Origin of the sequence: Streptomyces sp. NBC_00096, from assembly GCF_045041305.1 — a bacterium.
Lineage (GTDB): Bacteria > Actinomycetota > Actinomycetes > Streptomycetales > Streptomycetaceae > Streptomyces.
Window position 1 is genome coordinate 4,277,094 of sequence record NZ_CP108221.1, and the last position, 26,780, is coordinate 4,303,873.

Sequence of the window (26,780 nt, forward strand, 5' to 3'; positions counted from 1 at the left end):
CCTGTGCAAGGGTTTCTTTGCAACTACTTCTTTGCATGCGCGTCCCCGGACGTCAGCCCTCCTTGATGAACCCCTCCGCCACCAGCCACTCCTTCGCCACGTCGTGCGGATCCCGCCCCTCCACGTCCACCAGCGCGTTGAGCCGCTGCGCCGTCTCCGTCGTCAGCCGCTTCGACAGGGGGTCCAGCAGGCCGGCGATCGCCGGGTACTTCGCCAGCGTCTTGGCGTGCAGCTCGGGCGCCGCGTTGTAGTTGGGGAAGAAGTGCCGGTCGTCGGCGAGGGTGTCCAGGTCCATGGCCTTGATCCGGCCGTCCGTGGTGAAGGCCTCGCCCAGCAGGCAGGAATCGGACGTGGAGACCTGCGTGTAGATGATCCCGGCGTCCATCTTCTTGACGTTGCCCGCCGGGATCTTCATCCCGTACGCCTTCTCCATCCCCGGCAGCCCGTCCTCGCGCGAGGCGAACTCGTTCTCCACGCAGAGCGTCACCGCCGACGGGTCCTTCGCCGCCAGCGCCGCCACGTCGGACATGGTCTTCAGCCCGTACCTGGCGTTGTTCTTCTTGCTGATGGCGAGCGTGTACGTGTTGTTGAGCGTGGACGGGGGCAGCCAGGCCACGCCGTTCTTCACGTCCGCGTCCCGCACCGCCTCCCACTGCCCGTACGGGTCCGCGATGGGCTTGTCGTTGCCCAGGTAGGTGATCCAGGCCGTGCCCGTGTACTCGTACATGGCGTCGGCGTCGCCCTGGCGGATCGCCTCGCGCGCGCTGATCGAGCCGGGCAGGTTGGTGCGGTCCAGCACCTCCGCGCCGGCCGCTTTGAAGATCAGGCCGATCATCTGGCCGAGCACGATGTTCTCGCTGAAGTTCTTCGAGGTGACCGTGAGCGAGGCGCCCTTGAGGGGCAGCCCCCGGCCGACCGAGCCCGGTACGACGTCGTCGGCCATCGGGGACCCGCTCTTGAGCCCGCAGCCCGCGAGCGCCAGCAGCGGCAGCAGGGCCGCGCAGGCCGCGGCGGCCGTCCGTGTGCCGAGCCCGCGCATCTACGCCTCCAGCCCGCGCGGCGTCATGACCGTCTCGGCGAGCGAGGCCAGCCAGTCCACGAACAGCGCCAGCGACACGGTCAGCACCGAGCCCAGCACCAGCACCGGCATCCGCTGCGTCTGGATCCCGGAGGTGATCAGGTCGCCCAGGCCCCCGCCGCCGCCGAAGGTGGCCAGGGTGGCCGTGCCGACGTTGAGGACGAGGGCCGTCCGCACACCGGCCAGGATCAACGGGACGGCCAGCGGCAGCTCCACCTTCAGCAGGGTCCCCATGGAGGACATGCCGATCCCGCGCGAGGCCTCCACCAGCTGGGGGTCGATCTGGCGCAGTCCCGCGACGGTGTTGGACAGCACGGGCAGGACGGCGTACGCCACCATGCCGATGATCGCCGTCGAGGGGCCGATGCCGAGCCAGATGACGAGCAGGGCCAGCAGCCCGATGGCCGGGGTGGCCTGGCCGATGTTGGCGATCGCGGTGACCAGCGGGGCCGCCCGGCTCAGGCCGCGCCGGGTGAGGGCGATGCCGAGCGGGATCGCGATGATCAGCACCCAGAAGGTGGAGACGGCGGTGAGCTGGATGTGCTGCCACAGCCGGAGCTCGACGTTGCCGCCGGTGAGGGAGTTCTCGGCGATCGTGTCGAGGGTGGTGTTGGTGATCCACAGGTACGTGGCCAGCAGCACCAGCGCCAGGACGATCGGCAGGGTCACCAGCTGGGTCCAGGTCAGCCGCCGCTTGGGCCGGGGAGGCGGGGCCGCGGGCTCCGCGGCCTCCGCCGGCTCCGTATCGCGGAAGACGTGCCCCTTGACCTCGTGCTCGCCCGGCGGGCGCTCCGGGGAGACGGGGTTGCGCGGGCTCATGATCCGTCCGACCCGTCGTCCCGCAGCCCCTCCAGGTCCCGCTCGGTGCGGTGGTGGCGCAGCTCCTCCAGGTCGTGCGCGTGCTCGGCGGCCGTCAGCCGGTCGGCCTCCAGCATCTCGTGCACGGAGTTCATCAGCGTCTCCATGTCCACGACGCCGATGTACTCGCCGCGCCGCCCGGTGACGGCGACCCGGCCGCCGCTGTCGGTGAGTACGGCCTCCAGGGCGTCGTGCAGGGTCGCGTCCCGGGTCACCGTGTCGTGCACGAGCTGGCCGGCCCGGGCCAGCGAGCCCTTGGCGCGCATCAGGTCGCCGCGGCGCAGCCATTTGTACGGGCGGCCGCGCCGGTCCAGCATCAGCAGCTCGTTGCCCTGGCCGGCGCGCAGGGTGTTGAAGATCTGCTGGAGCGGGTCGTCCACGGAGACGGTCGGGAAGTCGGCGATCTCCACGTCGCGCACCCGGGTCAGGTTGAGCCGCTTGAGGGCCGCGCCCGCACCGACGAATCCGGAGACGAAGTCGTCGGCGGGGTTGGTGAGGATGGCCTCGGGGGTGTCGAACTGCGCGATGTGCGAGCGCTCGCGCAGGACCGCGATCCGGTCGCCGAGCTTGATGGCCTCGTCGAAGTCGTGGGTGACGAAGACGATCGTCTTGTGCAGCTCGTGCTGGAGCCGGATCAGCTCGTCCTGGAGGTGGTCGCGGGTGATGGGGTCGACGGCGCCGAAGGGTTCGTCCATCAGCAGCACGGGCGGGTCGGCGGCGAGCGCCCGGGCCACGCCGACGCGCTGCTGCTGGCCGCCGGAGAGCTGGCGCGGGTAGCGGTCGTGGAACTCGCGCGGGTCCAGTCCGACGAGGTCGAGCATCTCCTCCACCCGGTCCTTCACACGGGACTTGGACCAGCCGGTCATCTTCGGGACCAGGGCGATGTTCTCGGCGACCGTCATGTGCGGGAAGAGCCCGGAGGACTGGATCGCGTACCCGATCTTGCGGCGCAGTTTGACCGGGTCCATGTCGGTGACGTCCTCGTCCCCGATGCGGATCCGGCCGGAGGTGGGCTCGATCAGCCGGTTGATCATCTTGAGGGTGGTGGACTTCCCGCAGCCGGAGGGGCCCACGAAGACGACCGTCTCGCCGGCCTTGATCTCCATCGACACCTCGTCCACGGAGGGGTTGGCGTTGCCCGGGTAGCGCTTGGTGAGGTTCTCCAGCTCGATGGTGGCGCCGGAGGTGGAGGAGGGCTCGGACGTCGTCGGCTCAGACACGGATTCCCCTGGGGATGGTGAGACGGCCGAGCAGGACGTACGCGGCGTCGAAGAGCAGGGCGAGGATGACGACCCCGAGGGTCCCCGCGAGGACCTGGTTGATGGCGTTGGCGCTGCCGAGCGAGGCGATCCCCCGGAAGATCTCGTTGCCGAGGCCCGGCCCGGAGGCGTAGGCGGCGATGGCGGCGATGCCCATCAGCATCTGCGTGGAGACCCGGATGCCGGTCAGGATCGGCGGCCAGGCGAGCGGCAGCTCCACCTTCAGGAGCTGGGCGCCGCGCGACATCCCGATGCCCTTGGCGGCGTCGACCAGGGCCGGATCCACCCCGCGCAGCCCGACGATGCAGTTGCGGACGATCGGCAGCAGTCCGTACAGGGTCAGGGCGATCACGGTCGGTGCCACGCCGAGGCCGACCAGCGGGATCAGCAGGCCGATCATGGCCAGCGAGGGGATGGTCAGCACCGTGGAGGTGGAGGTGACGGCGAGGTTCCCGGCCCAGCCGCTGCGGTAGGTGAGGACGCCGATGGCGATGCCGAGCGCGGTGGCGATCACCATGCACTGGAAGACCGCGCTGGCGTGCTGGAAGGCGTCGGTGAGGAGCTGCTGGTGACGGTTGGACAGGTAGCTCCAGAAACTCACGCCGCGTCACCTCGTCCCGGTCAGTCGTCCTCGGCCGCCTGTTCGACCAGGGGGATGATCCGCAAAGGTACGGGATTCTCCATGACAATCGCAGTGGAAGCCCGAACAATCCCATCAAACCCGACAACCCGGTCGATCACCCGCTGGAGGTCCGCGTTGGACCGGGCCACGAGCCGGCACAGCATGTCCCCGTGCCCGGTCGTCGTGTGCAGCTCCAGCACCTCCGGCACCCCGTCCAAGTGCGCCCGCACGTCGGCCCCTTGCCCCTGTTTGATCTCCAGCGTGGCGAAGGCCGTCACCGGGTACCCCAGGGCCGCCGGATCCACCTGCGGACCGAACCCCCGGATGACTCCGTTCGACTGAAGGCGGTCCAGCCGGGCCTGCGCGGTACCGCGCGCCACGCCGAGCCGGCGCGAGACCTCCAGGACCCCGATCCGGGGCTCGCGGGCGAGCAGGACGATGAGCCGGCCGTCGAGCTCGTCGATTCCCATGGCACCTCCGGGGTGGTCGGTCGGTGGTCATAGTGTGCAGATATTCCAGCCATGGTGGGCTGTGACTGGGCAGTCTGTACAGACAAAATCGAAACTATTGCGCATCTTGTGGAACGGCGGGACTCTGCGGTCATGACTGAGGAGACCCAGCCGCTCGCCGCCGCCCCGCTCACCGCCGCCAAGGCAGACCCCTTCCCCGTGAAGGGCATGGACGCGGTGGTCTTCGCCGTGGGCAACGCCAAGCAGGCCGCGCACTACTACTCCACGGCCTTCGGCATGAAGCTCGTCGCCTACTCCGGACCGGAGAACGGCACCCGCGAGACGGCCAGCTACGTCCTGACCAACGGCGCCGCGCGCTTCGTCCTCACCTCGGTCATCAAGGCGTCCACCGACCGCGGCCGCTTCCTCGCCGAGCACGTCGCCGACCACGGCGACGGCGTCGTCGACCTCGCCATCGAGGTCCCGGACGTGGCGGCGGCGTACGCGTACGCCGTCGAGCACGGCGCGCGCGGCCTGGACGAGCCGTACGAGCTCAAGGACGAGCACGGCACGGTGCGGCTGGCGGCGATCGCCACCTACGGCCAGACCCGGCACACCCTGGTCGAGCGCGGCGACTACTCCGGCCCCTACCTGCCCGGCTTCGTCTCCGTCGGCCCGATGGTCGAGCCCCCGGCCAAGCGCACCTTCCAGGCCATCGACCACTGCGTGGGCAACGTCGAGCTCGGCCGGATGAACGAGTGGGTGGCGTTCTACAACAAGGTCATGGGCTTCACGAACATGAAGGAGTTCGTCGGCGACGACATCGCGACCGAGTACTCGGCGCTGATGTCGAAGGTCGTCGCGGACGGCACCCTGAAGGTGAAGTTCCCGATCAACGAGCCGGCGATCGCGAAGAAGAAGTCGCAGATCGACGAGTACCTGGAGTTCTACGGCGGCGCCGGCGTGCAGCACATCGCCCTGGCGACCAACGACATCGTGGCGACGGTCCGCGCGATGCGGGCGGCCGGCGTGGAGTTCCTGAACACCCCGGACTCCTACTACGACACCCTCGGCGAGTGGGCCGGCGAGACCCGGGTCCCGGTCGAGATCCTGCGCGAGCTGAAGATCCTCGTCGACCGCGACGAGGACGGCTACCTGCTGCAGATCTTCACGAAGCCGGTCCAGGACCGCCCGACCGTCTTCTTCGAGATGATCGAGCGCCACGGCTCGATGGGCTTCGGCAAGGGCAACTTCAAGGCGCTCTTCGAGGCGATCGAGCGCGAGCAGGAGAAGCGGGGCAACCTGTAGGTCGCGCAGCTCCGGCCCCTCGGCTCCCGCCGGGGGCCGGTGCCGCACCCGGGTGCGGCACCGCTGCCGGGGGCTCCGCCCCCGGACCCCCGCGCCTCAGACGCCGGCGGCGCTGGACTTCCCCGGCGGGGCCGGCTTCGGCTTCGCGGCCGGTTTCGCGGCGGGCTTCACCGCCGGCTTCGCGGCCGGTTTCGCCGCCTTCGGGAGCTCCGGGGCCACCCACGGCGTGGTCGGCTGCATGTTCTCCGGGCCGCCCGCCGGCGGCTTGCCGATCGCCGCCAGGGCTTCCTTCGCCAGCGGCCCCCGCACCGGCGAGAACCGCGGGTTCGTCCGCAGCGCCTCCTCCAGGTGCCGCCGCGCCCCGCCCTCGTCGCCCAGGCCCCGCTCGATCAGCGCCCGGTGGAACGAGAACTCCGCGAGCCGCAGCCCCTGCTCCGTGGCCTTCTTCGCGTACTCCAGCGCCGCCGTGTCATCGCCCGCCCGGTGCAGCGCCCACCCCAGCGCGTCCGCCACCTGCACGTTCTTGTGCCGGCCCCACTCCACCGTGAGCCGCCGCACCGCCGCCGCCGGGTCGCCGTGGTCCGCCTCGTACCGGCCCAGGACCAGCTCCTCGTTCACCCCGCTCCGGGCAACCTGCCCGGCCAGGCCCTCGTACACCGCCCGCGCCTCCTCCCGGCGGCCCAGCGACTCCAGCAGCTCGCCCAGCTCCAGCGCCAGCCCCGGCACCGCCGCCCGGCCCAGCGCCAGCCGGTAGTCCCGTACCGCCTCCCCGCTCCGGCCCAGCGCCGCCAGCACCCGGGCCCGTCCGCCCAGCGCCTCGGCCTGCGCCGGATCGGTGCGCAGCGCGGCCTCGTACTGGCTCAGCGCCTCCGTCTCGTCCCCGCGCTCCCAGGCCAGCTCCCCGAGCCGGAAGAGCACGTACGCCTTCTCCGCCGGGGCCTTCGCCGCGCCCCCCGCGTGCTCCATGGACATGGCCGCGTCCTCGCGCCAGCCCCGGTCCCGGTACACCTGAGAGGCCTTCATGAACGCTGCCAGCCCCGGCCGCAGGTCCACCAGGCGTTCCATCGCGCTCTGCGCCGCCTTGTAGTCCCCGAGACCGGTGTACGCGTCCACGAGCACCGGGTACGCCGTCCACCGCTTCGGCGCCTGCGCCCGTACGAGTTCGCCCCACTTCTTCCCGGTCCCGAAGTCCCGGCGGGCGTTGGCCAGCGTGCCCATGCCCGTCATCGCGTCGAAGTTGCCCTTCTCGGCCGGGCGGATCTCCAGCGAGCGCTTCAGCGCCTTCTCGGCCTTCGGGTGCCAGGCCGGATCGGCCGTCCGCCGGGCCTGCTCCAGGTACGCCGACCCCAGCACCGCCCACGAGGCCTCGTCGTCCGCGTGCTCCGCGACCCACTTCTCCCGGTCCGCGATCAGCGCCGACAGGTCCACCGCCGCCGCGGGCGCGCCCATCCCGACCGCGGCGCGGGCCCGCTCGCTCGGTCCCGGCGGACGCGCGTCGTCGCCCGCGCGCGCGGGCCGGATCAGCAGGGCCCCCGCGATCAGGACCACCATGGCCGCCGCCGCCACGAGCGTCTTGCGGCCGGTGAAGGTCACGGGCGGGGCAGCCTGCTGCTGCCTTTCCTGGGAGACGGGGGCCTCACGCATAGGGTCCATGGGGTCACTGTGCGTCAATATGAAGAGTTCGCGGAGGTGTCCGAAGGGCGTCGCGGGCGTGTTCACACCGATGGCCCCGGCTGTCACGCTGGTCCCATGGATGACGTTCTCTCCGCCCCGCTCCCGTCCCGGCTGCACGCGATGCTCCTCGAAGGCCTCCCGCCCGAGGCCCTGCTGACGGACCCGCAGGTGACCGCCTCCTACGCCACCGACATGGCGAGCTTCTGCGCGGCCGGCACCCCGGCCGCCGTGGTCCTGCCCCGCACCGTGGAACAGGTCCGGCACGTCCTGCGCACCACCCACGCCCTGCGCGTCCCCGTGGTTCCGCAGGGCGCCCGCACGGGCCTTTCGGGCGCGGCCAACGCCTCCGACGGCTGCGTGGTGCTGTCCCTCGTGAAGATGGACCGGATCCTGAGCATCGACACCGTCGACCGGATCGCCGTCGTGGAACCCGGCGTCGTCAACGCCGTCCTGTCGCGCGCCGTCGCCGAGCGGGGCCTGTGCTATCCCCCGGACCCCTCCAGCTGGGAACAGTGCACCATCGGCGGGAACATCGGCACCGCCGCCGGAGGTCTGTGCTGCGTCAAGTACGGGGTCACCGCCGAGTACGTGCTCGGCCTCGACGTGGTCCTCGCCGACGGCAGGCTCCTGCGCACCGGCCGGCACACCGCCAAGGGCGTCGCGGGGTACGACCTCACCCGCCTGTTCGTCGGCTCCGAGGGCAGCCTCGGCGTGGTGGTCCGGGCCGTCCTCGCGCTCCGTCCGGCCCCGCCGCGCCAGCTCGCGCTCGCCGCCGAGTTCCCCTCGGCCGCGGCCGCCTGCGAAGCCGTCTGCGCCGTGATGGAGGCCGGTCTGACGCCCTCGCTGCTCGAGCTGATGGACCGTACGACCGTCCGCGCCGTCAACGCGCTCGGCAAGATGGGGCTGCCCGACACCACCGAGGCGCTGCTGCTCGTCGCCTTCGACACCCCGCACGCGCCGGACGACCTGGCCGCCGTGGGGGAACTGTGCACCGCCGCCGGGGCGAGCGCCGTCGTACCGGCCGAGGACGAGGCGGAGTCCGAACTGCTCCTCCAGGCGCGGCGGATGGCCCTGCCCGCGCTGGAGGCCCTGCGGCCCGCGACGATGATCGACGACGTGTGCGTACCGCGCTCGCGGCTCGCCGAGATGCTGGACGGGACCGCGGCCATCGCGCGCGCCCACGATCTGCTCATCGGGGTCTGCGCGCACGCCGGGGACGGCAACACCCACCCCATCGTCTGCTTCGACCCGGCCGACGGGGACGAGGCCCGGCGGGCCCGCGCCTCCTTCGAGGAGATCATGGCGCTCGGGCTCGAACTGGGCGGGACCATCACGGGCGAGCACGGGGTCGGCGTCCTGAAGAAGGAGTGGCTCGCCCGCGAGCTCGGCCCGGTGGGGCTGGAGCTGCAGCGGGCCGTCAAGCACGCCTTCGACCCGGAGGGGCTGCTCAACCCGGGCAAACTGTTCTGACTCACAGCTCCCCGTCCGCCGACTCGTCCGACGGCCACGGGTCGCGCATCCACAGCTCGTCGGCCGGCGTCGGGGTGAGGAGCTCGGCCAGTGCCGCGTCCATGCCGAGCAGCTCGGCCTCGCTGCCCGGAGGCACGATCCGCAGGGTGCGCTCCAGCCAGGCGGACACGGACACGGCGGGGGCCTCCAGCAGGGCGTCGCCGTCGGGGGAGCTGAGCGCCATGCACAGGACGGCCTTCTGGCCGATCTTCGTGGGCCAGATCCGCACGTCGCCGTGGCCGCACGGGCGGAAGATCCCCTCGACCAGCAGCTCGCGGGCGAAGGTCCAGTTGACCGGGGCGCTGGATCCGGTGTGGAAGGTGATGTGCACGGCGTACGGGTCGTCCGTGAGGTACAGGAGCCGGGCGGGGACGGTGACGCTGCGCTCGGGGGACAGGACCAGCTTCAGTTCCAGCTCGCGCTCGACGACGGGGTGGTGCATGACGGCCTCACTTCGCTACGGAGTACGTGTTCGGGCGGTGCGCGGGGCCGTGAATCCGCCCCACGCCCGAAGAGAGCGCCGAAGTGCCCGGGTATGACGCGACTTCGCGGACCAATCCGCGGATTGGCCGAAACCTGTCGGCTGACCGGAAACATGCGCAGGGGACCGCGTTCGCCCGAACGCTTGGATTCTCCCGTTACCGGACCTGTCGGGGGGCGGTTCTTGGCTATGGTCCACCCCTGCACAAGCCTCAAGCCACGATCGGAGTTGGGGACATTGACGGCCTCCCCTGGTGACGGCGAGCAAGCGGCCCGCGAGGGCTACTACCCCGATCCGTCCATCCCCGGGTACGTCAGGTTCTGGAACGGCCTGAACTGGGTTCCCGGCACGAGCCGCCCAGCGGTCCCGGCGGACGAGACGGGTCCGGTGTTCCTCGACGAGACCGGCGTGAGCGAGGCGCTGCGCGAACCGGAACCCGGGCCCCCGCCCGCGGGCGGGGCCGGGCCGCGGGACGAGCCCGTCGTGTGGCAGGCCGATCCGCTCCACCAGTCCGGCTTCGGCGGGCCGCGCGACCACCGCATCTCCTGGGGCAGCGAGCCCGCCGCGGCCGCGCGTCCGGCGGGGATCTCGCTGGCCCGTACGCCGGTCCCCGCCCAGATGTCCGGCTCCGCGGCCGCGGAGGGCGTGGGCATCCTGTCGGCCCGCTCCCCGGCCGCTGCGGCCGCTGCCGCCGCTGCCGCCCAGGCACCGGCCCCGGCTCCCGCTCCGCTGTGGCCCGCCGCCCCGGGGTCGGTTGGCTCTCAGGCGCGGCCGGTGGAGCGCACGGAGCGTGCGGCGCCCCCGGAGCGTGCGGCCCAGGCCCAGGCCCCGGCCACGGCATCGGCCGAGGCACCGGCCCCGGCGCGCCCCGGGCCGGCCGCGGAACCTCCCGCACAGCGTCCCGCGGCCGCCGCACCGCCCGCGCCCGCCACGCCCGCCGCACCCCGCCGGGCCACCGAACGGGCCGTGTTCGAGCGGATGGCGGAGCGGGCCGTGCGCCCCGCCGGGCTCGTGCGCCGCTCGGTCGCCCGGCTGCTGGACTCCCTCGTGTACGCGGCCGTCGCGACCGGGACCGCGCTGCCCCTCGTACCCGGGGCGACCGCGCACGTCCAGGCGAAGGTGGACGCCGCCCGGGTGAGCGGGCGGACCACCACCGTGTGGCTGCTCGACGGGACCATCACCGGCCTGCTGGGCCTCGTTCTCGGCGCGGTCCTGCTCTTCGGCGTGCTCTACGAGGCCCTGCCCACGGCCCGTTGGGGCCGCACCCCCGGCAAGAAGCTGCTCGGCGTGCGGGTCCTGGCCACCGCCACGCTGCGCCCGCCCGGCTTCGGGGCGGCCCTGCGCCGCTGGCTCGTGTACGCCCTCCTGGGCCTCCCGGGGGCCCTGTGGGCCCTCGCGGACCGTCCGCGCCGCCGCACCCTCCACGACCGCTCCGCACGGACGTACGTGGCCCGCTAGCGAGGCCGCGCGGGACCGCCCGCGCAAGGTGCGTCCCCCGAACGGACGCGTCCCCGTTGCGGGCCCGGCCGGGCCGGGTTCGACTCGGGCCATGAGCACCGACCAGCCGCCGCCGGGCCAGCCGCCCGAGGACGACCCGTTCCTCAAGAAGCCCCAGGAGCCGACGCCGCCGTCGGGTGGTTCGCCGTACGGCCCGCCGCCCACCGGCTCGGGAGGGGGATTCCCGCCTCCGCCCCCGTCGGGCGGCGGGGGAGGCGGCTACCCGCCCCCGCCCCCGCCCGGTGGCGGCGGCTACCCGCCCCCGCCTCCCTCCTACGGCAGTGGCGGTGACCCGTACGGCGGTGGGGGCGGCTACGGCATGCCCGACCCGCTCGCCGGGATGCCTCCGCTCGCCGACTTCGGCAAGCGCCTCGTCGCCCGCGTCATCGACCTGCTGATCATCGCCGTCCCGCTGTTCCTCATCCAGCTGACCGTCGGCGACCGCAACCGGTACACGGTCAAGACCAACGACGGCGAGGACGTCACCGAGGTCATCACCAAGTCCTACAGCGGCAGCGGCCTGGTCATGACCCTGATCTCGATCGTGGCCTACGTCGGCTACGACTGGTGGTTCGTCAAGAAGAACGGCCAGACCTTCGGGAAGAAGTGGATGGGCCTGCGCGTCGCGATGCTCGACCACGGCGGCGTCCCGAACTCCAACGCCGCCCTCAGTCGTTCGGCGGTGCTCTGGCTGCCGACGCTGATCTGCTGCTTCTGCCTGTGGCCGATCGCGCTCATCGTCTCGATGCTCATCGACAAGCCCTACAAACAGGGCCTGCACGACAAGGTCGCCAAGACCGTGGTGGTCCAGGCCACCACATAGCGGCACCGCACAGGCGTACGGCCAGGCGCGCGGGCGGTCTCCCCACGGGGGAGGCCGCCCGCGCCGCGCTGCCCCGGGCGGTCGGACGGGTCATCGGACGGGTCACGGACGGGTCAGTGGTGCACGGGGTGTTCGACCGGGGCCGGGGCCCCGGCGGCGACCGGGGGCGCCGTCACGTCCTGCGGCAGGGTGTCGGGCACCGGCGAGGCGGTCCTCGTACGGTTCGCGGCGTGCCGGCCGCCGCGCCGGCGCGGGATCGGGACCGTCACCGCGACGAGGAGTCCGAGGGCGAGGGCGGCGGCGGAGATGACCGCGACGCCGAGACCCGTACTCGTCTGCGAGAGCAGCAGCATGGCGATCGTCGACACGATGACGGTGGCGGACCCGTAGGCGAGCTGTGCGGCAGTCGGACGCGGCATGGCGGTTTCCGTCCTCGAAGCGGGAGGGGGAGTCTGCTCAACCAGGTCTGGCGTCAAGTGACTCTACGACGGTGGATGCCCGAGGGGAACTGTCGGTAAGCGCGACCTAACCCATGTGGTGCTCAGCGGCGGAGCACAGGGGGCGCACGGGGCTCATGCCGGGGCCGGTGTGAGGCAGGGGGAGCGCCTCCGGGATGCTGGGCGCCGCGCGGGAAGCGCGCCGCGGGAGTCCGGGAAGCGTGGTTCGTCCGCTATGCCTGCGGAACGTCCGAATAGCGGAACTCGTTGCCCGCATAGTGCAGTTGTAAGGAACAAGTCAAGGTCTGTCTTTTCTCGCGACTCTCCGGTCAAATGTCGTCACTTGAGACGCGCGCCGCACGGAACCCCCCACTCCTCCGGAGACGTTCCGCACCACTTCGCGGCCGCGGGAGGGGAACGACATCAAGTGACCAGCAACTCCGCAAGAAGACGAGCGCTGCGCGCCGCCGCAGTCGGCGTGACCCTGGCCGCGACGGCGGCCACCGGCGCCGCCTTCACCATGGCCCAGGCTGACCAGGGCCGGAGCGTGCCCACCGCGGCGGACCGCCAGGACCCGACCGCTCCCTCCAAGGAGCAGGTCCAGCACAACCTCGACGGCCCGTTCACCAAGAAGCAGGAAGCCGCCAAGAAGGCCGCCCTGGAGCAGGTGCTGACCGGCAAGAAGGACGTCGAGCAGCGCGGTGCCTCCAAGGTCGTCAAGCTCGACGACAAGAAGTACGTCGAGCTCGGCCGCGAGAAGACCGACAAGATCTTCACGATCCTCGTCGACTTCGGCGACCAGGTGGACAGCACCACCATGTTCGACCCGGACGGTCCGGGCGGCCCCAAGCCGCCCGCGCCCAAGTACGGCGGCACCGCCGGACCGGCGCACAACCAGATCGCCCAGCCCGACCGTGCGACGAACAACAGCACGGCCTGGCGCAAGGACTTCAACCGCGCGTACTTCCAGGACCTGTACTTCGGTACCGGCCAGGGCAAGAACTCGCTGAAGACCTACTACGAGAAGACCTCCTCGGGCCGTTACTCGGTCGACGGAGAGGTCGCCGACTGGGTCAAGCTGCCGTACAACGAGGCCCGTTACGGCTCGAACTACTGCGGTCAGACCAACTGCGCCAACGTCTGGGACACGGTCAAGGACGGCGTGACCGCCTGGGCCGACGCGCAGAAGAAGGCCGGCAAGACCGACGCCGAGATCAAGGCGACGCTGTCCCAGTACGACCAGTGGGACCGCAACGACTTCGACGGCGACGGCAACTTCAACGAGCCCGACGGCTACATCGACCACTTCCAGATCGTCCACGCGGGCGAGGACGAGTCGGCCGGCGGCGGCGTGCAGGGCACCAACGCCCTGTGGGCCCACCGCTGGTACGCCTACGGCACCGACGCCGGCAAGACCGGCCCGGCGAACAACAAGGCCGGCGGTACCCAGATCGGCAACACCGGCATCTGGGTCGGCGACTACACGATGCAGCCCGAGAACGGCGGCCTCGGCGTCTTCGCGCACGAGTACGGCCACGACCTGGGCCTCCCGGACCTCTACGACACCTCCGGTGGCGGCGAGAACTCGGTCGGCTTCTGGTCCCTGATGTCGGCCGGCTCCTGGCTCGGCAACGGCAAGGACTCCATAGGCGACCTCCCGGGCGACATGAACGCCTGGGACAAGTTCCAGCTGGGCTGGCTGAACTACGACACGGCCAAGGCCGCGACGAAGTCCACCCACAAGCTCGGTGTGGCGGAGTACAACACCAAGGACAAGCAGGGGCTCCTCGTCGAGCTGCCGAAGAAGCAGGTCAAGACCGAGATCGTCGCTCCCGCCGAGGGTTCCTCGCAGTGGTGGAGCAACATGGGTGACGACCTCAAGAACACCCTGACCCGCTCGGTCGACCTGACCGGCAAGTCCTCCGCGGCCCTGTCCCTCAAGGGCTGGTGGGACATCGAGGCGGAGTACGACTTCCTGTACACCGAGGTCTCCACGGACGGCGGGGCCACCTGGACCGCGCTGGCCGGCACCGCCGACGGCGCGGCCATCCCGGCCGACTCCTCCGGCAGCCCGTCGCTCACCGGCGCCTCGGGTGCCTGGAAGAACCTGAACTACTCGCTGGACGCCTACGCGGGCAAGAAGGTCGACCTCCGCTTCCGCTACCAGACGGACGGCGGCGCGGGCGGCAAGGGCTTCACGGCCGATGCCCTCGCGATCACCGCGAACGGTGCCACCGTGTTCACCGACGGCGCCGAGAACGGCGACAACGGCTGGACCGGCAAGGGCTTCTCCCGCGTCGGCAACGGTTTCACCAAGGAGTACGCCCAGTACTACCTGGCCGAGAACCGTCGCTACGTCTCGTACGACTCCACCCTCAAGGTGGGCCCGTACAACTTCGGCTTCGCCAACACCAAGCCGAACTGGGTCGAGCACTACCCCTACCAGGACGGTCTCCTGATCTGGCAGTGGGACACCTCGCAGAAGGACAACAACACCAGCCAGCACCCCGGTGCCGGCCTCGTCCTTCCGATCGACGCGAACGCCAAGCCGATGAAGTGGTCGGACGGCACCCTGCTGCGGAACAAGATCCAGCCGTACGACGCCACCTTCAGCGCGTACTCCACGGACGCCTTCACCCTGCACAAGAACGGTGAGGCGCTGTTCCTGAAGCCGAAGGCCGCCAACCTGGTCTTCGACGACCACAAGGGCAAGTACTTCTACGACGAGAACCCGACCGGCTCGGTGAAGGTCACTGACACCAACACCAAGATCAAGATCGTGAAGGAGCCCTACGACGGTCTCCAGATGACGGTCGAGGTCGGCCCCTCCGTTAAGTAATTCGGTAAAGCCGCAGGTCAAAGCATGATCGGCCGTCGCCCTCTAGCGGGCGGCGGCCGATCGCGTTTAGATGCGTGGGCTGAGTTTCTTATTGACGGGGGAGATGAAGACATGCCCGCAGGTGGTTTCGTCCGAATGCCAGGCGGCAGCGTGGTGGTCGCGCTCACGCTGCCCAGACCGCCCGCCGGCGGCGCCCCGGGCGTCGTCGCGGAGGACGGGAACGTCCGCGTGCTGGTGCACGCGGTGAACCGGGCCCGCGCCCTGACCAGGCTGCGGAACCTCGGCATGCGCGCCGTCTACCTGCGCGGCAACGCCCAGCCGCCGACCCCGGACGAGATCACCGCCGTCCTGCACCACCCCGACGGCCTGCTGTGGCGCTGCGCGCCGGACCGGGCGGAGGAGCTGTGGCACCCGATCAGGGCGCTGCTGGGCTGAGGCGGGGACGGCACTGGGGCGCGGCCGGGGCGGGGCCGGGGCGGGGCTGAGGCGGCGCTGAGGCGGCGCTGAGCGGGTGCCGGGCGGGTGGTGGGGGAGGGGCGGGGCTCAGCCGAGCTCGAAGCCGAAGCTGCCGCCCACCCGTAAGCCGTCCGCCTCGCGGACGGTCCACCACCGCACGGCGTAGGCGCCCGCCGGGATCCGGTCCCCGCGGGTGTGCCCGAAGCTGTAGGCCGGCGGCAGGGTCCGGCGCATCCGGAACTGCAGCACCGCCTCCCCCCGCCGGGTGAGCACGTCGGCCCCGGCCAGGAGGGCCAGCTCCCCGGTGGGGCGGGCCGGCTCGCCCTGGCCGGACCAGCAGAAGGTCGGCTGCCAGCCCCCTTCGCCGGCCGAGAAGCTGATCGTGCCGCGGCCCTGGAGCGAGCGGTCCGGCGGGGTGCCTTCGTCCGTCGGTCCGCTGAAGCTGAGCATCACAGATCGCCTCCTTGTGGCAGTTGGTGCCGAGGTGGTGCCGGCCTGCTGCCGACGCCCCGCACGCTGCCAGGCGGCGCGGTTCCGCGTGCGTCACCTTCGCGGCATTGACGGGATCTGGCCCCACAATGTCCGGTTGGTGCTCCGGTGTTGCTCCGGTGACGCTCCGCTGGTGCCCGATCAGCGCTCCGGGGTCAGCCGGCCACCACCGGGGTCCCGCTCAGCTCCACGCCTGCCGCCCGGAGCTCGGCCAGCGCCCGGGTCGTGGTGTGCGGGGCCACGCCGGCCGTCAGGTCCAGCAGCACGCGCGTGCGGAACCCCGCGCGGGCCGAGTCCAGGGCGGTGGCCTTGACGCAGTGGTCGGTGGCGATGCCGACCACGTCGACCTCGGTGACCTGCCGGTCGCGCAGCCATTCCACGAGCCCGCGGCCGTTCTCGTCCGCCCCTTCGAAGCCGCTGTACGCCGCCTCGTACGCCCCCTTGTCGAAGACGGCGGCGACCGCCCCCGAGGCGACGGCGGGCGCGAAGTTCGGGTGGAAGCCCACGCCCTCGGTCCCGGCGACGCAGTGGACCGGCCAGGAGGTTTCGTAGTCCGGCCGGGCCGGGGGGTGGGCGAAGTGGGAGCCGGGGTCGATGTGGTGGTCGCGGGTGGCGACGACGTGCCGGTACCCGGCGGTGGACTGCCCGATGAGCTCGGTGATGGCGGCGGCGACGTCGGCGCCGCCGGTGACCGCGAGGCTGCCGCCTTCGCAGAAGTCGTTCTGTACGTCGACGACGATCAGTGCGCGGTGCATGTCCGGTGCCCTTCGGCTTGGTGTGTGGTGCGACTGGGACCCTGCGGGGGCTCTTCCCCCACCCCGCCCCGTCCCGAAACGGGGGCCCGGCCCCGGACCCCTGCCGGTGGCATCGGCCGAAGGCGCGGGGTCCGGGGCGGAGCCCCGGGGCCCCGGCTCCGCTACGCGTACTCCGTCGGGATCACGGCCTCGCCGCGCGAGAGCTGCGTCGCGGACAGGGGGAGGCCGGCGAGGGCCTCGCGGTGGCGGTCGCGGACCGTTTCCAGGGACTCGCGGGCCACGACCTCACCGGCCTTGACCAGCTGGACGAGGAGCTGCGTATCGGCCAGCGCCGCCGGCACCGGCCCGGTCCCGAGCACCTCGGCCTCCGCGATCCCCTCGGAGTCCACCCGGCGGGCCGCCCACTTGCGGCCGCCCACGGAGGTCTTGCCGCCCGAGGACTTCTTCGCCACCGACACCAGAGGGGCCTTCGGATCGGCGGAGGCCGCCCGCGCGACCAGCTTGTAGACCATCGAGCACGTCGGGTGCCCGCTGCCGGTCACCAGCTGCGTGCCGACCCCGTAGGCGTCCACCGGAGCGGCCGCCAGCGAGGCGATCGCGTACTCGTCGAGGTCCGAGGTCACCACGATCTTCGTCTCCGTGGCCCCCAGCTCGTCCAGCTGCTGCCGCACCCGGTGCGCGACCAGCAGCAGGTCCCCGGAGTCGATCCGGACGGCGCCCAGACCGGTCCCGGCGACCTCCACGGCCGTCCGGACGGCTTCCGCGACGTCGTAGGTGTCCACCAGCAGGGTGGTGGAGCTGCCCAGTGAGGCGACCTGGGCCGTGAAGGCGTCCCGCTCGCTGTCGTGCAGCAGGGTGAAGGCGTGCGCGCTGGTGCCGACCGTGGGGATCCCGTAGCGGAATCCGGCCGCCAGGTCGGAGGTCGAGGTGAACCCGCCGACGTACGCGGCGCGCGCCGAGGCGACGGCCGCCAGTTCGTGCGTGCGCCGGGCGCCCATCTCGATCAGCGGCCGGCCGCCGGCGGCCGAGGACATCCGGGAGGCGGCCGCGGCGATCGCGGAGTCGTGGTTGAGGATCGACAGGATCACGGTCTCCAGCAGCACGCACTCGGCGAAGCTGCCCTCGACGCGCAGGAGCGGCGAGCCGGGGAAGTAGACCTCGCCCTCCGGGTAGCCCCAGATGTCGCCGGAGAAGCGGTAGGAGGCCAGCCAGTCGAGGGTGCGGGCGTCGATGACGGCCCGCTCGCGCAGGAACTCCAGTACGGCGCCGTCGAAGCGGAAGTTCTCCACCGCGTCGAGCACCCGTCCGGTCCCCGCGACCACGCCGTAGCGCCGCCCCTCGGGCAGCCGCCGGGTGAAGACCTCGAAGACCGAGCGGCGGTCGGCGGTGCCGTTGGCCAGCGCGGCCTGCAGCATCGTGAGCTCGTAATGGTCCGTGAAGAGCGCTGTCGACGGCACGTCCACCGGCAGGCCCAGGTCCGCAGGGTTCATGCAACGGATGCTAGCGCACATCTCGTCAAAGTGACGAGATGTGGGAGCCCGTTTGTGCGACGGGCCCCTGTCAGTGGCAGCATGGGACAAGTGAGTGTTGCTCCCGTTGAGATCGAACGCACCGAATCGGCCGAAGAGACCTTCGTGGTCCCGGAACCCGACGTCCCCTGGGTGACCCTGGTGCACAACGACCCGGTCAATCTCATGAGCTACGTGACGTACGTGTTCCAGGCGTACTTCGGTTACTCCAAGGACAAGGCGAACAAGCTGATGATGGACGTCCACCACAAGGGGCGGGCGGTCGTCTCCAGCGGCAGCCGCGAGGAGATGGAACGCGACGTGCAGGCCATGCACGGCTACGGCCTCTGGGCGACCATGTCCCAGGACCGCAACTGATGGGCGGCGTGTTCGAGCCCCTGGGCGGGGGCGGCGCCGCCGCCGCGCTGGACGAGATCGAGATCTCGATCCTGCGCTCCCTCGCCGTGCAGCTGCTGGAGCTCATCGGCCCCGGCGACCCCGAGCCCGAGCCGGACGCCGACCCGCTCGCCGCGCTCTTCGCGGCCTCCGACGGCCCGACCGAGCCCCCGTCCGACCCGGCCCTCGCCCGGCTCTTCCCCGACGCCTACGGCGGCCCGGACACCGCACCCGGCGCCGACACGGAGGAGCTGCGGGCCCACTCGGCCGAATTCCGCCGCTTCACCGAGAACGACCTGCGCACCCGCAAGCGGGAGGACGCGCTGGCCGTCGTACGCAGTCTCGACGCGCTCACCCCGGCCGGCGACGAGCCGGCCCTGCTGGAGCTCACCGGAGAGCTGCCGCTGCGCTGGCTGGGGGCCCTCAACGACCTGCGGCTCACCATCGCGGCCCGCCTCGACATCACCGAGGACGACGAGAGCGCCGTGCTCTTCCGGCTGCCGGACGACGATCCGCGCAAGCCGATGGTGATGGCGTACCTCTGGCTCGGCGGCCTCCAGGAGACCCTCATCGAGACCCTCTGAGGAACGCCCCGGGCAACCCGCTCCGGGGAACCCCCTGAGGATCCTCAAACGGCGGGCCGGTTCGCTCAGCGGACGCTCAAATCCGCATAACGATCAGATCACCACGATGTGGTGATCTGATTTGCTTCCGGGGTCTTTGTGCCGATTTTTTTGCGCACTGCGTCACATTTTCTGCCCTCGCCCACCCGTAGGCACGTGATAGATCTTCACGACCGCCGACGGGGCGCCACCCCTGCCCCCCGGCCTGCTTGAACCGGCTGACCGCCGGCGTGCAACTCCATCCGTATCCGGGGGGATCGAGGACCCGATCCGCAGCCACTCAAGGCGCGGGTCGGCGTGGAGAAAGGCGCACCAAGAACATGACCTCCGTACAGGTCGACGAGCAGCAGCACGACACGGGAGAGGGCGGCGGCGAGGGGTACCACCGCGCGCTCGGCGCCCGGCAGATCCAGATGATCGCGATCGGCGGTGCCATCGGCACCGGCCTCTTCCTGGGTGCGGGCAAGGCCATCTCCAAGGCCGGACCCAGTCTGATCCTGGCCTACGCCCTCGCCGGCCTGGTCATCTTCTTCATCATGCGGGCCCTGGGCGAGCTGCTCATGTACCGCCCGGTCTCCGGCTCCTTCTCGGACTACGCCCGGGAGTTCCTCGGCCCCTTCTGGGGTTATGTGACCGGCTGGACCTACTGGCTCTTCTGGGTGGTCACCGGCATCGTCGAGGTCACCGCCGCCGCGCAGTACATGGCGTACTGGACCCACGACAGCTTCCCGCAGTGGGCGTACGCGCTGATCTTCACCTTCGTCCTCTACGGCGCCAACCTGATCTCCGTGAAGCTCTTCGGCGAGCTGGAGTTCTGGTTCTCCATGGTCAAGGTCACCGCCATCGTCGGCATGATCCTGATCTGTGCGGGCATCCTCACCATCGGCTTCTCCGACGCCGCCGACACGGCGACCGTCTCGAACCTGTGGAACGACGGCGGCTTCTTCCCCAAGGGCCTCGGCGGCACGCTGATGACCCTGCAGATCGTCATGTTCGCCTTCCTCGCGGTCGAGCTGGTCGGCGTCACCGCCGGCGAGTCCAAGGACCCGGAGAAGACCCTGCCCAAGGCCATCAACACCGTGCCGTGGCGCATCGCCGTCTTCTACGTCGGCGCACTGATCATGATCCTCTCGGTCGTCCCGTGGCACGAGTTCCAGCCCGGCGTCAGCCCCTTCGTCGCCGCCTTCGAGAAGATGGGCCTCGGCGTCGGCGCGGCGATCGTCAACTTCGTCGTCCTCACCGCCGCCCTGTCCTCCTGCAACTCCGGCATGTACTCCACCGGCCGCATGCTGCGCGACCTGGCGCTCAACGGCCAGGGCCCGAAGGTCTTCACCAAGCTCACCAGGAGCGGCACCCCGCTCGCCGGCACCACCTTCTCCGCCGCGCTGATGCTGGTCGGCGTCTGGATCAACTACGTCGCCCCGGGCAAGGCCTTCGACTACGTCGTCTCCTTCGCCACCATCTCCGGCATGTGGGCCTGGATCGTGATCCTGGTCTGCCAGATCCGCTACCGGGCCGCCTCCGACCGCGGCGAGCTCCCCAAGTCGCCGTTCCGCGCGCCCGGCGCCCCGTACACGAGCTGGTTCGCCCTCGCCTTCATCGGCATGGTCATCGTGATGATGGGCATCGACAAGGACGCCCGCGTCTCGCTCTACTGCGCGCCGCTCTGGGGCCTGCTGCTGGGCGTGTCCTACCTGGTGATGAAGAGCCGCGACCCGCGCGGCGCGGCCTTCACGAAGGCCTCGTAGCCGACGCGACGGCCCTTCCGGGCCGTGGGTCCCGGCCGCCTGCCGCGGCCGGGAACCATGCTCTCCCGGACCCCGTGTCCAATATTCGGGCCCTCCCGTACCACTCCTCGGTACGGAAGGGCCCGTCTGCATATCCTGTCGCCCATGCTGACCATCACCCAGGCCCTTTACGACCAGATCGTCGCGCACGCGCGCCAGGACCACCCCGACGAGGCCTGCGGAGTGGTGGCCGGCCCGGCGGGCACCGACCGGCCGGAGCGGTTCGTACCGATGCTGAACGCCGCCCGGTCGCCCACGTTCTACGAGTTCGACTCGAAGGACCTGCTCAAGCTCTACCGCGACCTGGACGACCGGGACGAGGAGCCCGTCATCGTCTACCACTCGCACACCGCGACCCAGGCCTACCCCTCGCGCACGGACGTCACCTACGCGAACGAGCCCGGCGCGCACTACGTGCTGGTCTCCACGGCGGACGAGGACGGCCTGGGGGAGTTCCAGTTCCGGTCGTACCGGATCGTCGACGGCGTGATCACCGAGGAAGAAGTGCAGGTGGTCGAGGCCCACTGAGGACCCGGCGAGCAGCTACTGCCCAGTATGTGAGCGGTATTCGTCCACGATGCGGGATCACACTCCAAACCAGGGGTCGGGAATCGTTAACATGACCGCATGGTTTCCCACGACGTGAGCATCGAGACGCCCGGCAGGCTGCTGCTCGTGGCGCGGCTGCACGTCGATCTGTGCCGCCTCGCCAGCGCCATCTGTACTGCCGCCTGAGCCCCTGGGCCCCCCGCGCGGGGGGCCGTGCCGCTCATGCCCGCTCCGCTTCGCCCGCCCGCTGTCCCACCATTCCGACTGGAGCCTGCCATGGCCATCGAGGTCCGCATCCCCACCATCCTCCGCACCTACACCGCCGGCGAGAAGGCCGTCACGGGTGAGGGCGCGACCCTGTCCGAGCTGTTCACGGACCTGGAGACCCGCCACAAGGGCATCCAGGAGCGCATCGTCGACGATGCCAAGGGCGGCGAGCTGCGCCGCTTCGTCAACGTCTACCTCAACGACGAGGACGTCCGCTTCCTCGACGGCATCTCCACCGCGCTGAAGGACGGCGACAACGTCACCATCCTCCCGGCCGTGGCCGGCGGATCGAAGTAATGCGCTACGACTCCCCACTGGCCGCGGTCGGCAACACGCCGCTCGTGCGGCTGCCCCGGCTCTCGCCCTCCGCCGACGTGCGGATCTGGGCGAAGCTGGAGGACCGCAACCCGACCGGCTCGATCAAGGACCGCCCCGCGCTCCACATGGTCGAGCAGGCCGAGAAGGACGGCCGGCTGTTCCCCGGCTGCACGATCCTGGAGCCCACCTCCGGCAACACCGGCATCTCCCTGGCGATGGCGGCGAAGCGTAAGGGCTACCGGATCGTGTGCGTCATGCCGGAGAACACCTCGCAGGAGCGGCGCGACCTGCTGGCCATGTGGGGAGCCGAGATCATCCCGTCGCCGGCGGCGGGCGGCTCGAACACGGCCGTCCGCGTCGCCAAGGAACTGGCGGCGGAGCACCCGGACTGGGTGATGCTCTACCAGTACGGCAACCCGGACAACGCGGGCGCCCACTACGCGACCACGGGCCCCGAGATCCTGGCCGACCTCCCCTCGATCACCCACTTCGTGGCGGGCCTCGGCACCACGGGCACCCTCATGGGCGTGGGCCGCTACCTGCGCGAGCACGTGCCGGGCGTCAAGATCGTGGCGGCGGAACCGCGCTACGACGACCTCGTCTACGGCCTGCGCAACCTCGACGAGGGCTTCGTCCCCGAGCTGTACGACCCTTCGGTCCTGACGACCCGCTTCTCGGTGGGCTCCGCGGACGCGGTCACCCGCACGCGGGAGCTGCTCCAGCAGGAGGGCATCTTCGCGGGCGTCTCCACGGGCGCGGCCCTGCACGCGGCGATCGGCGTCGGCCGCAAGGCGGTGGCGGCGGGCGAGCCGGCGGACATCGTCTTCGTCGTGGCCGACGGCGGCTGGAAGTACCTCTCGACGGGCGTCTACACGGCGGCGACGACGGAAGAAGCCATCGAGGTCCTCCAGGGCCAGCTCTGGGCGTAGCCGCTCCCGAAAGATCGCCTCAAACGCCGGCGGGGCTGGAGAATTCCAGCCCCGCCGGCGCATATCTCCAGCCCCGCCGACGCGTATCTCCGGCCCCGCCAACGCGTATCTCCAGCCTCGACGGCGCGTATCTCCAGCCCCTCCGGCGTTTGAGGAGCGGGGTCTGGGGCGGAGCCCCAGAAGCGGTCCGGGCGCAGCCCGGGGAACGGGCGAAGGGCGGGTAGGGGACTCCCGCCCCGCAGGGCCGACCACCCGCACCCGCCCACCGGCCCACGCCGGGACGCCGGTGCCCGCGACCCCCGCAGGCCACCGCCGGACGGAGTCCGGCGCAGCGGCGCGAAGCCCGGGAGGCCCGGGAGGCCCGGGAGGCCCGCCAGGGCCGAGCCCTGCGAGGGGCGCGTCACGAAGCACGCGCCAGCAGCGCGGCCAGCACCCCGGCGTGGCTGGCCGCCGGATCCCCCACCGCGGTCAGCAGCGTCACCGGCCCGGCCCCCACGAGCTCCCGCAGCCGCGCGAGCTCCACCACCGCCCCCTCGGCCCCCAGCTCCGCGGAGTACCGCTCCCGGAACTCCTCCACGGACCCACCCCCGTGGAACCACTTCCGCAGCTCCGTGGACGGCGCGACCCCCTTCGCCCAGTCGTCGACCGCCGCCGCCTCCTTCGACAGGCCCCGCGGCCACAGCCGGTCCACGAGGACCCGTACGCCGTCCACTCCCGGCTCGGGGGGATCGTAGACCCGCTTCAGCCGGACGACCCGAGTCCCTTCACCTCGTCCCACACGGCCGGATCCACCGTCCCCAGCCGCCGTGCCCGCGCGAACTCCCATACCGACACCTCCACCACCCGGTCCGCCTCCAGGAAAGCGCCCCGCGACCCCACCACTCCCGGCGGCAGCGGGATCACCCCGGCGTGCCGGTCGTCGTACTTCCCGGTGATCCGCGCGATCCGCGCCCGGTGGCCCCGTACGCCCAGCACCAGGCAGGGCCGTGCGTCCGCCAGGGACCACAGCTCACCGGCGGCCGGCCGCGGCAGCGGTCCCGGTCCGTGCGGCGGGTCCGCGGGCCGCCGTGCCCGCCGGGGGACCAGTACCAGCAGGACCACGGCCACCACCGCGGCGGCCGCCGGCCACCAGGACGTGTCCATACTCCGACCGTAGTCGCGCCGGGACGCCACGGCACGGCAGCGGCGACATCAGCGGCGACATCAGCGGCGACGGCAGGCACGACGGCAGGCACGACGGCAGGCACGACGGCAGCGGCGACGCACCCGCGGCACCGCCCGCACGGCAACCCGCATCCGCCCTGTCGCTCCCCCGGGTGACAGCACAGGTGATTCCCCCCACAACGGCCCGCCGCGGAGGAGCGACCGGACGTTCCGCGCCTTACGCTCGACCCACGCACGGCCCGCATTCCGTCCACGGACCGTCCACGGAGGTTCACGCTCCATGAAGCTCACCGTCGTCGGCTGTTCGGGTTCGTTCCCGTCCGCGGAATCGGCCTGTTCGAGCTACCTCGTCGAGGCCGACGGCTTCCGGCTGCTCCTCGACATGGGCAACGGCGCCCTCGGCGATCTCCAGCGCTACATCGGGCTCTACGATCTCGACGCGATCTTCCTCAGCCACCTGCACACCGATCACTGCATCGACATGTGCGCGTACTTCGTCGCCCGCTACTACCGCCACGAGGGCGGCCGCTGCGGCACCATCCCCGTCTACGGCCCCGAGGGCACCGAGAAGCGGCTGTCCACCGCCTACGAGGACGTCCCCGACGAGCGCTCCATGAGCGAGGTCTTCGACTTCCGGACCCTGAAGTCCGGCAGCTTCGAGATCGGCCCGTTCCAGATCCGCACCGAGAGGGTCTGCCACCCCGTCGAGTCCTACGGGATCCGCGTCGAGCACGGCGGCCGCTCGCTGACGTACTCCGGCGACACCGGCGTCTGCGCCGAGCTGGGGCTGCTCGCCGAGGACACCGACCTCTTCCTGTGCGAGGCCTCCTTCACGCACGGCAAGGAGGACATCCCCGACCTCCACCTCAACGGGCGCGAGGCCGGCGAGTTCGCCCACGGCGGCCGCGTCGGCCGCCTCGTCCTGACCCACATCCCGCCGTGGACGGACGCCGAACGGAACCTGGCCGACGCCCGCGCGGTCTACGACGGCCCGGTGGACCTGGCGTACGCGGGCGCGGTCTACGAGGTCTGACCGCCGTCCGCCGACGGTCCGCCGGCGGACGGGATGCCGGTTGTCGGGCGTTTCCCAGGCGCGGACCGCATCGATTTCGTCGACCAGGTCGGACAGCCGTCCGAGCGATCGGCCGGCCTCCATGAGGCTGCGGTAGCAGGCGGCCTCGCCCTTCCGGTCCGAGTCTGTCGTGAGGGTATTCCGCACGCACCCGAGGGTGTGCACACCGGATTGGTGTGCACACCCTCGGAATTATGGTGCGGTGCTTGCTACTTGGCCTCGGCCTTGAGCAGCTCCGCCAGTTCCTCGTCGGACTCGCGGCCCGGCGTGGGGAGGTTCCACTTGGTGATCGCGAAGCGGAAGACGAAGTAGTAGACGACCGCGAAGCAGAGGCCGATGCCGGCCAGGCCCAGCGGGTTGTCGGCGATGCCCAGGTTCAGCAGGTAGTCGACGAGGCCGGCGGAGAAGCCGAAGCCGTCACGCATGCCCAGGGCCCAGGTCAGCGCCATGGAGACACCGGTCAGCACCGCGTGGATCGCGTACAGCACCGGGGCGATGAACATGAAGGTGAACTCGATCGGCTCGGTCACACCGGTGACGAAGGAGGTGAGCGCGAGGGAGAACATCATGCCGCCGACGACCTTGCGGCGCTCGGGGCGCGCGCAGTGGACGATGGCGAGGCAGGCCGCCGGGAGGGCGAACATCATGATCGGGAAGAAGCCGGTCATGAACTGTCCGGCGGTCGGGTCGTGGGCGAGGAAGCGGCTGATGTCGCCGTGGACCGCACCGGTCGGGGTCTCGAAGGAGCCGGCCTGGAACCACGGGAAGGAGTTCAGCAGGTGGTGCATGCCGATCGGGATCAGCGCACGGTTGGCGACACCGAATATGCCCGCGCCGATGGCGCCGGAACCGGTCAGCCACTCACCGAAGTTGTGCAGACCGGTGCCGAGGACCGGCCAGATGAGACCGAACACGATACCGGCGACCAGACCCGCGAGGGCGGACAGGATCGGCACGAGGCGGCGGCCGCCGAAGAAGCCCGCCCAGTCGGGCAGCTTGGTCCGGTAGAACTTCTGGTACAGCAGGGCGGTGATGATGCCCATCACGACGCCGCCGAGGACGCCGGCGTTGACCGGGGCGTCCACCATGACGATCTTGCCGCCGGCAACGGTGGCCTTCTGCGGCAGGTTGCTGTCCGTGAAGGTGGCGAGCACCTTCTGGAAGACCAGGTAACCGGTGACGGCCGCGAGGGCGGTCGAACCGTCCGACTTCTTCGCGAAGCCGATCGCGATGCCGACGGCGAACAGCAGCGCCATGTTGTCGAGGATCGCGCCACCACCGGCGGCCATGTAACCGGCGATCTTGAGGATGAACGTCGGGAAGACGTCCTTGTCGCCGAGCATGTCGTCCGCGCCGAGGCGGAGCAGGAGTGCGCCCGCCGGCAGCACCGCAACGGGGAGCATGAGGCTCCGGCCGATGCGCTGCATGACGGCCATCACGCCAGCGCCCTTCTTGTTTTCCGCAGCGGTGGCTGTGGACATGGTCTTCCTCCAGTGGACAAGGCGCTGCCGGGGACGTGGAAAAGAAAGGGGGGTGGCGGCGTCTCGGAACGGGGGACCACGGGGCCGAAAGGCCTACGTGGTCTACACCACTCAGTGGTGTAGACCAGTTGTAGCACGGTGAGGTCCGCGTA

The 26,780-nt window shown here is 71.1% G+C and carries 28 protein-coding genes; 14 read left to right on the forward strand and 14 right to left on the reverse strand.

Annotated elements, in window-relative coordinates; translation table 11 throughout:
- Window positions 1–52: 52 nt before the first annotated feature.
- The 5 genes from OG904_RS18755 to OG904_RS18775 are packed head-to-tail and all read right to left on the reverse strand — an operon-like array spanning window position 53 to window position 4,287.
- Window positions 53–1,039: a glycine betaine ABC transporter substrate-binding protein gene (locus tag OG904_RS18755; protein WP_405492395.1), complete on the reverse strand. Its 987-nt coding sequence runs from the start codon at window positions 1,037–1,039 to the stop codon at window positions 53–55.
- On the reverse strand, window positions 1,040–1,897 hold the full coding sequence (locus OG904_RS18760) for an ABC transporter permease (RefSeq protein WP_405492397.1): 858 nt from the start codon (window positions 1,895–1,897) through the stop codon (window positions 1,040–1,042). It abuts the gene before it with no gap.
- Complete coding sequence (locus OG904_RS18765) at window positions 1,894–3,156, reverse strand: betaine/proline/choline family ABC transporter ATP-binding protein (protein WP_405492399.1); 1,263 nt, start codon at window positions 3,154–3,156, stop codon at window positions 1,894–1,896. Before OG904_RS18765 ends, OG904_RS18760 begins: the two co-directional genes overlap by 4 nt.
- On the reverse strand, window positions 3,149–3,796 hold the full coding sequence (locus OG904_RS18770; protein ID WP_405492401.1) for an ABC transporter permease: 648 nt from the start codon (window positions 3,794–3,796) through the stop codon (window positions 3,149–3,151). The genes OG904_RS18765 and OG904_RS18770 overlap by 8 nt, the downstream gene beginning before the upstream one ends.
- A gap of 20 nt (window positions 3,797–3,816) precedes the next feature.
- Entirely contained in the window at window positions 3,817–4,287 is a 471-nt protein-coding gene (locus OG904_RS18775) for an Lrp/AsnC family transcriptional regulator (protein ID WP_405492403.1), read from the reverse strand.
- Window positions 4,288–4,419: 132 nt separating this feature from the next.
- Between OG904_RS18775 and hppD the strand changes: the two genes are divergently transcribed.
- Entirely contained in the window at window positions 4,420–5,574 is a 1,155-nt protein-coding gene (gene hppD / locus OG904_RS18780; protein WP_405492405.1) for a 4-hydroxyphenylpyruvate dioxygenase, read from the forward strand.
- Window positions 5,575–5,670: 96 nt separating this feature from the next.
- Here hppD and OG904_RS18785 read toward each other — a convergent pair whose 3' ends face one another.
- Window positions 5,671–7,227, reverse strand: a complete 1,557-nt coding sequence (locus tag OG904_RS18785; protein WP_405492407.1) for a tetratricopeptide repeat protein — start codon at window positions 7,225–7,227, stop codon at window positions 5,671–5,673.
- Window positions 7,228–7,323: 96 nt separating this feature from the next.
- Here OG904_RS18785 and OG904_RS18790 point away from each other — a divergent pair, with 96 nt between their 5' ends.
- Window positions 7,324–8,718, forward strand: coding sequence for an FAD-binding oxidoreductase (locus OG904_RS18790; RefSeq protein WP_405492409.1), 1,395 nt, complete (start codon window positions 7,324–7,326; stop codon window positions 8,716–8,718).
- A gap of 1 nt (window position 8,719) precedes the next feature.
- On the opposite strand, the gene OG904_RS18795 is transcribed toward OG904_RS18790, so the two are convergent.
- Window positions 8,720–9,199 (reverse strand): SsgA family sporulation/cell division regulator, encoded by a 480-nt coding sequence (locus tag OG904_RS18795; RefSeq protein WP_405492411.1) that lies wholly within the window; start codon window positions 9,197–9,199, stop codon window positions 8,720–8,722.
- A gap of 276 nt (window positions 9,200–9,475) precedes the next feature.
- Here OG904_RS18795 and OG904_RS18800 point away from each other — a divergent pair, with 276 nt between their 5' ends.
- Together OG904_RS18800 and OG904_RS18805 are read left to right on the forward strand one after the other, a co-directional pair.
- Window positions 9,476–10,696 (forward strand): RDD family protein, encoded by a 1,221-nt coding sequence (locus tag OG904_RS18800; protein ID WP_405492413.1) that lies wholly within the window; start codon window positions 9,476–9,478, stop codon window positions 10,694–10,696.
- A 91-nt stretch (window positions 10,697–10,787) separates the two neighbouring features.
- Complete coding sequence (locus OG904_RS18805) at window positions 10,788–11,558, forward strand: RDD family protein (protein ID WP_405492415.1); 771 nt, start codon at window positions 10,788–10,790, stop codon at window positions 11,556–11,558.
- 113 nt (window positions 11,559–11,671) lie between these two features.
- Here the strand turns inward: OG904_RS18805 and OG904_RS18810 are convergent, their stop codons facing one another.
- On the reverse strand, window positions 11,672–11,977 hold the full coding sequence (locus OG904_RS18810) for a hypothetical protein (RefSeq protein WP_405492417.1): 306 nt from the start codon (window positions 11,975–11,977) through the stop codon (window positions 11,672–11,674).
- Between the two features lie 445 nt (window positions 11,978–12,422).
- On the opposite strand from OG904_RS18810, the gene OG904_RS18815 reads away from it, so the two are divergent.
- Window positions 12,423–14,834 (forward strand): immune inhibitor A domain-containing protein, encoded by a 2,412-nt coding sequence (locus OG904_RS18815; RefSeq protein WP_405492419.1) that lies wholly within the window; start codon window positions 12,423–12,425, stop codon window positions 14,832–14,834.
- 111 nt (window positions 14,835–14,945) lie between these two features.
- Complete coding sequence (locus tag OG904_RS18820; protein WP_405492421.1) at window positions 14,946–15,269, forward strand: hypothetical protein; 324 nt, start codon at window positions 14,946–14,948, stop codon at window positions 15,267–15,269.
- A 108-nt stretch (window positions 15,270–15,377) separates the two neighbouring features.
- Here the strand turns inward: OG904_RS18820 and OG904_RS18825 are convergent, their stop codons facing one another.
- The 3 genes from OG904_RS18825 to OG904_RS18835 form a co-directional block, all read right to left on the reverse strand.
- A complete protein-coding gene (locus OG904_RS18825) occupies window positions 15,378–15,740 on the reverse strand; it encodes a hypothetical protein (RefSeq protein ID WP_405492423.1) in 363 nt (120 codons plus the stop codon).
- Window positions 15,741–15,934: 194 nt separating this feature from the next.
- Window positions 15,935–16,534 (reverse strand): nicotinamidase, encoded by a 600-nt coding sequence (locus tag OG904_RS18830; protein ID WP_405492425.1) that lies wholly within the window; start codon window positions 16,532–16,534, stop codon window positions 15,935–15,937.
- Window positions 16,535–16,695: 161 nt separating this feature from the next.
- Window positions 16,696–18,024, reverse strand: coding sequence for a nicotinate phosphoribosyltransferase (locus OG904_RS18835; protein WP_405492427.1), 1,329 nt, complete (start codon window positions 18,022–18,024; stop codon window positions 16,696–16,698).
- An 81-nt stretch (window positions 18,025–18,105) separates the two neighbouring features.
- Here OG904_RS18835 and clpS point away from each other — a divergent pair, with 81 nt between their 5' ends.
- The 7 genes from clpS (at window position 18,106) to OG904_RS18870 (ending at window position 22,911) form a co-directional block, all read left to right on the forward strand.
- Window positions 18,106–18,420: an ATP-dependent Clp protease adapter ClpS gene (gene clpS / locus OG904_RS18840; RefSeq protein WP_328298886.1), complete on the forward strand. Its 315-nt coding sequence runs from the start codon at window positions 18,106–18,108 to the stop codon at window positions 18,418–18,420.
- A complete protein-coding gene (locus OG904_RS18845; RefSeq protein ID WP_405492429.1) occupies window positions 18,420–19,022 on the forward strand; it encodes a DUF2017 domain-containing protein in 603 nt (200 codons plus the stop codon). The genes clpS and OG904_RS18845 overlap by 1 nt, the downstream gene beginning before the upstream one ends.
- A 359-nt stretch (window positions 19,023–19,381) precedes the next feature.
- Entirely contained in the window at window positions 19,382–20,809 is a 1,428-nt protein-coding gene (locus OG904_RS18850; RefSeq protein ID WP_405492431.1) for an amino acid permease, read from the forward strand.
- 144 nt (window positions 20,810–20,953) lie between these two features.
- Complete coding sequence (locus OG904_RS18855; protein ID WP_405492433.1) at window positions 20,954–21,376, forward strand: Mov34/MPN/PAD-1 family protein; 423 nt, start codon at window positions 20,954–20,956, stop codon at window positions 21,374–21,376.
- A gap of 99 nt (window positions 21,377–21,475) precedes the next feature.
- Window positions 21,476–21,583 carry a putative leader peptide gene (locus tag OG904_RS18860; RefSeq protein WP_323182362.1) on the forward strand — a complete coding sequence of 36 codons (108 nt, stop codon included), beginning with the start codon at window positions 21,476–21,478 and terminating at the stop codon, window positions 21,581–21,583.
- A 90-nt stretch (window positions 21,584–21,673) separates the two neighbouring features.
- Complete coding sequence (locus OG904_RS18865) at window positions 21,674–21,961, forward strand: MoaD/ThiS family protein (RefSeq protein WP_405492436.1); 288 nt, start codon at window positions 21,674–21,676, stop codon at window positions 21,959–21,961.
- Window positions 21,961–22,911, forward strand: coding sequence for a PLP-dependent cysteine synthase family protein (locus OG904_RS18870; RefSeq protein ID WP_405492438.1), 951 nt, complete (start codon window positions 21,961–21,963; stop codon window positions 22,909–22,911). Before OG904_RS18865 ends, OG904_RS18870 begins: the two co-directional genes overlap by 1 nt.
- 400 nt (window positions 22,912–23,311) lie before the next feature.
- On the opposite strand, the gene OG904_RS18875 is transcribed toward OG904_RS18870, so the two are convergent.
- Window positions 23,312–23,689 carry a DUF488 domain-containing protein gene (locus tag OG904_RS18875; protein WP_405492440.1) on the reverse strand — a complete coding sequence of 126 codons (378 nt, stop codon included), beginning with the start codon at window positions 23,687–23,689 and terminating at the stop codon, window positions 23,312–23,314.
- Entirely contained in the window at window positions 23,653–24,054 is a 402-nt protein-coding gene (locus OG904_RS18880; RefSeq protein WP_405492442.1) for a hypothetical protein, read from the reverse strand. Before OG904_RS18880 ends, OG904_RS18875 begins: the two co-directional genes overlap by 37 nt.
- A gap of 301 nt (window positions 24,055–24,355) precedes the next feature.
- On the opposite strand from OG904_RS18880, the gene OG904_RS18885 reads away from it, so the two are divergent.
- Complete coding sequence (locus OG904_RS18885) at window positions 24,356–25,108, forward strand: MBL fold metallo-hydrolase (protein ID WP_405492444.1); 753 nt, start codon at window positions 24,356–24,358, stop codon at window positions 25,106–25,108.
- A 248-nt stretch (window positions 25,109–25,356) separates the two neighbouring features.
- Here the strand turns inward: OG904_RS18885 and OG904_RS18890 are convergent, their stop codons facing one another.
- The gene (locus OG904_RS18890) at window positions 25,357–26,628 is read right to left on the reverse strand and encodes a PTS transporter subunit EIIC (RefSeq protein WP_405492446.1); all 1,272 of its coding nucleotides are present in this window, start codon (window positions 26,626–26,628) and stop codon (window positions 25,357–25,359) included.
- Window positions 26,629–26,780: the final 152 nt, after the last annotated feature.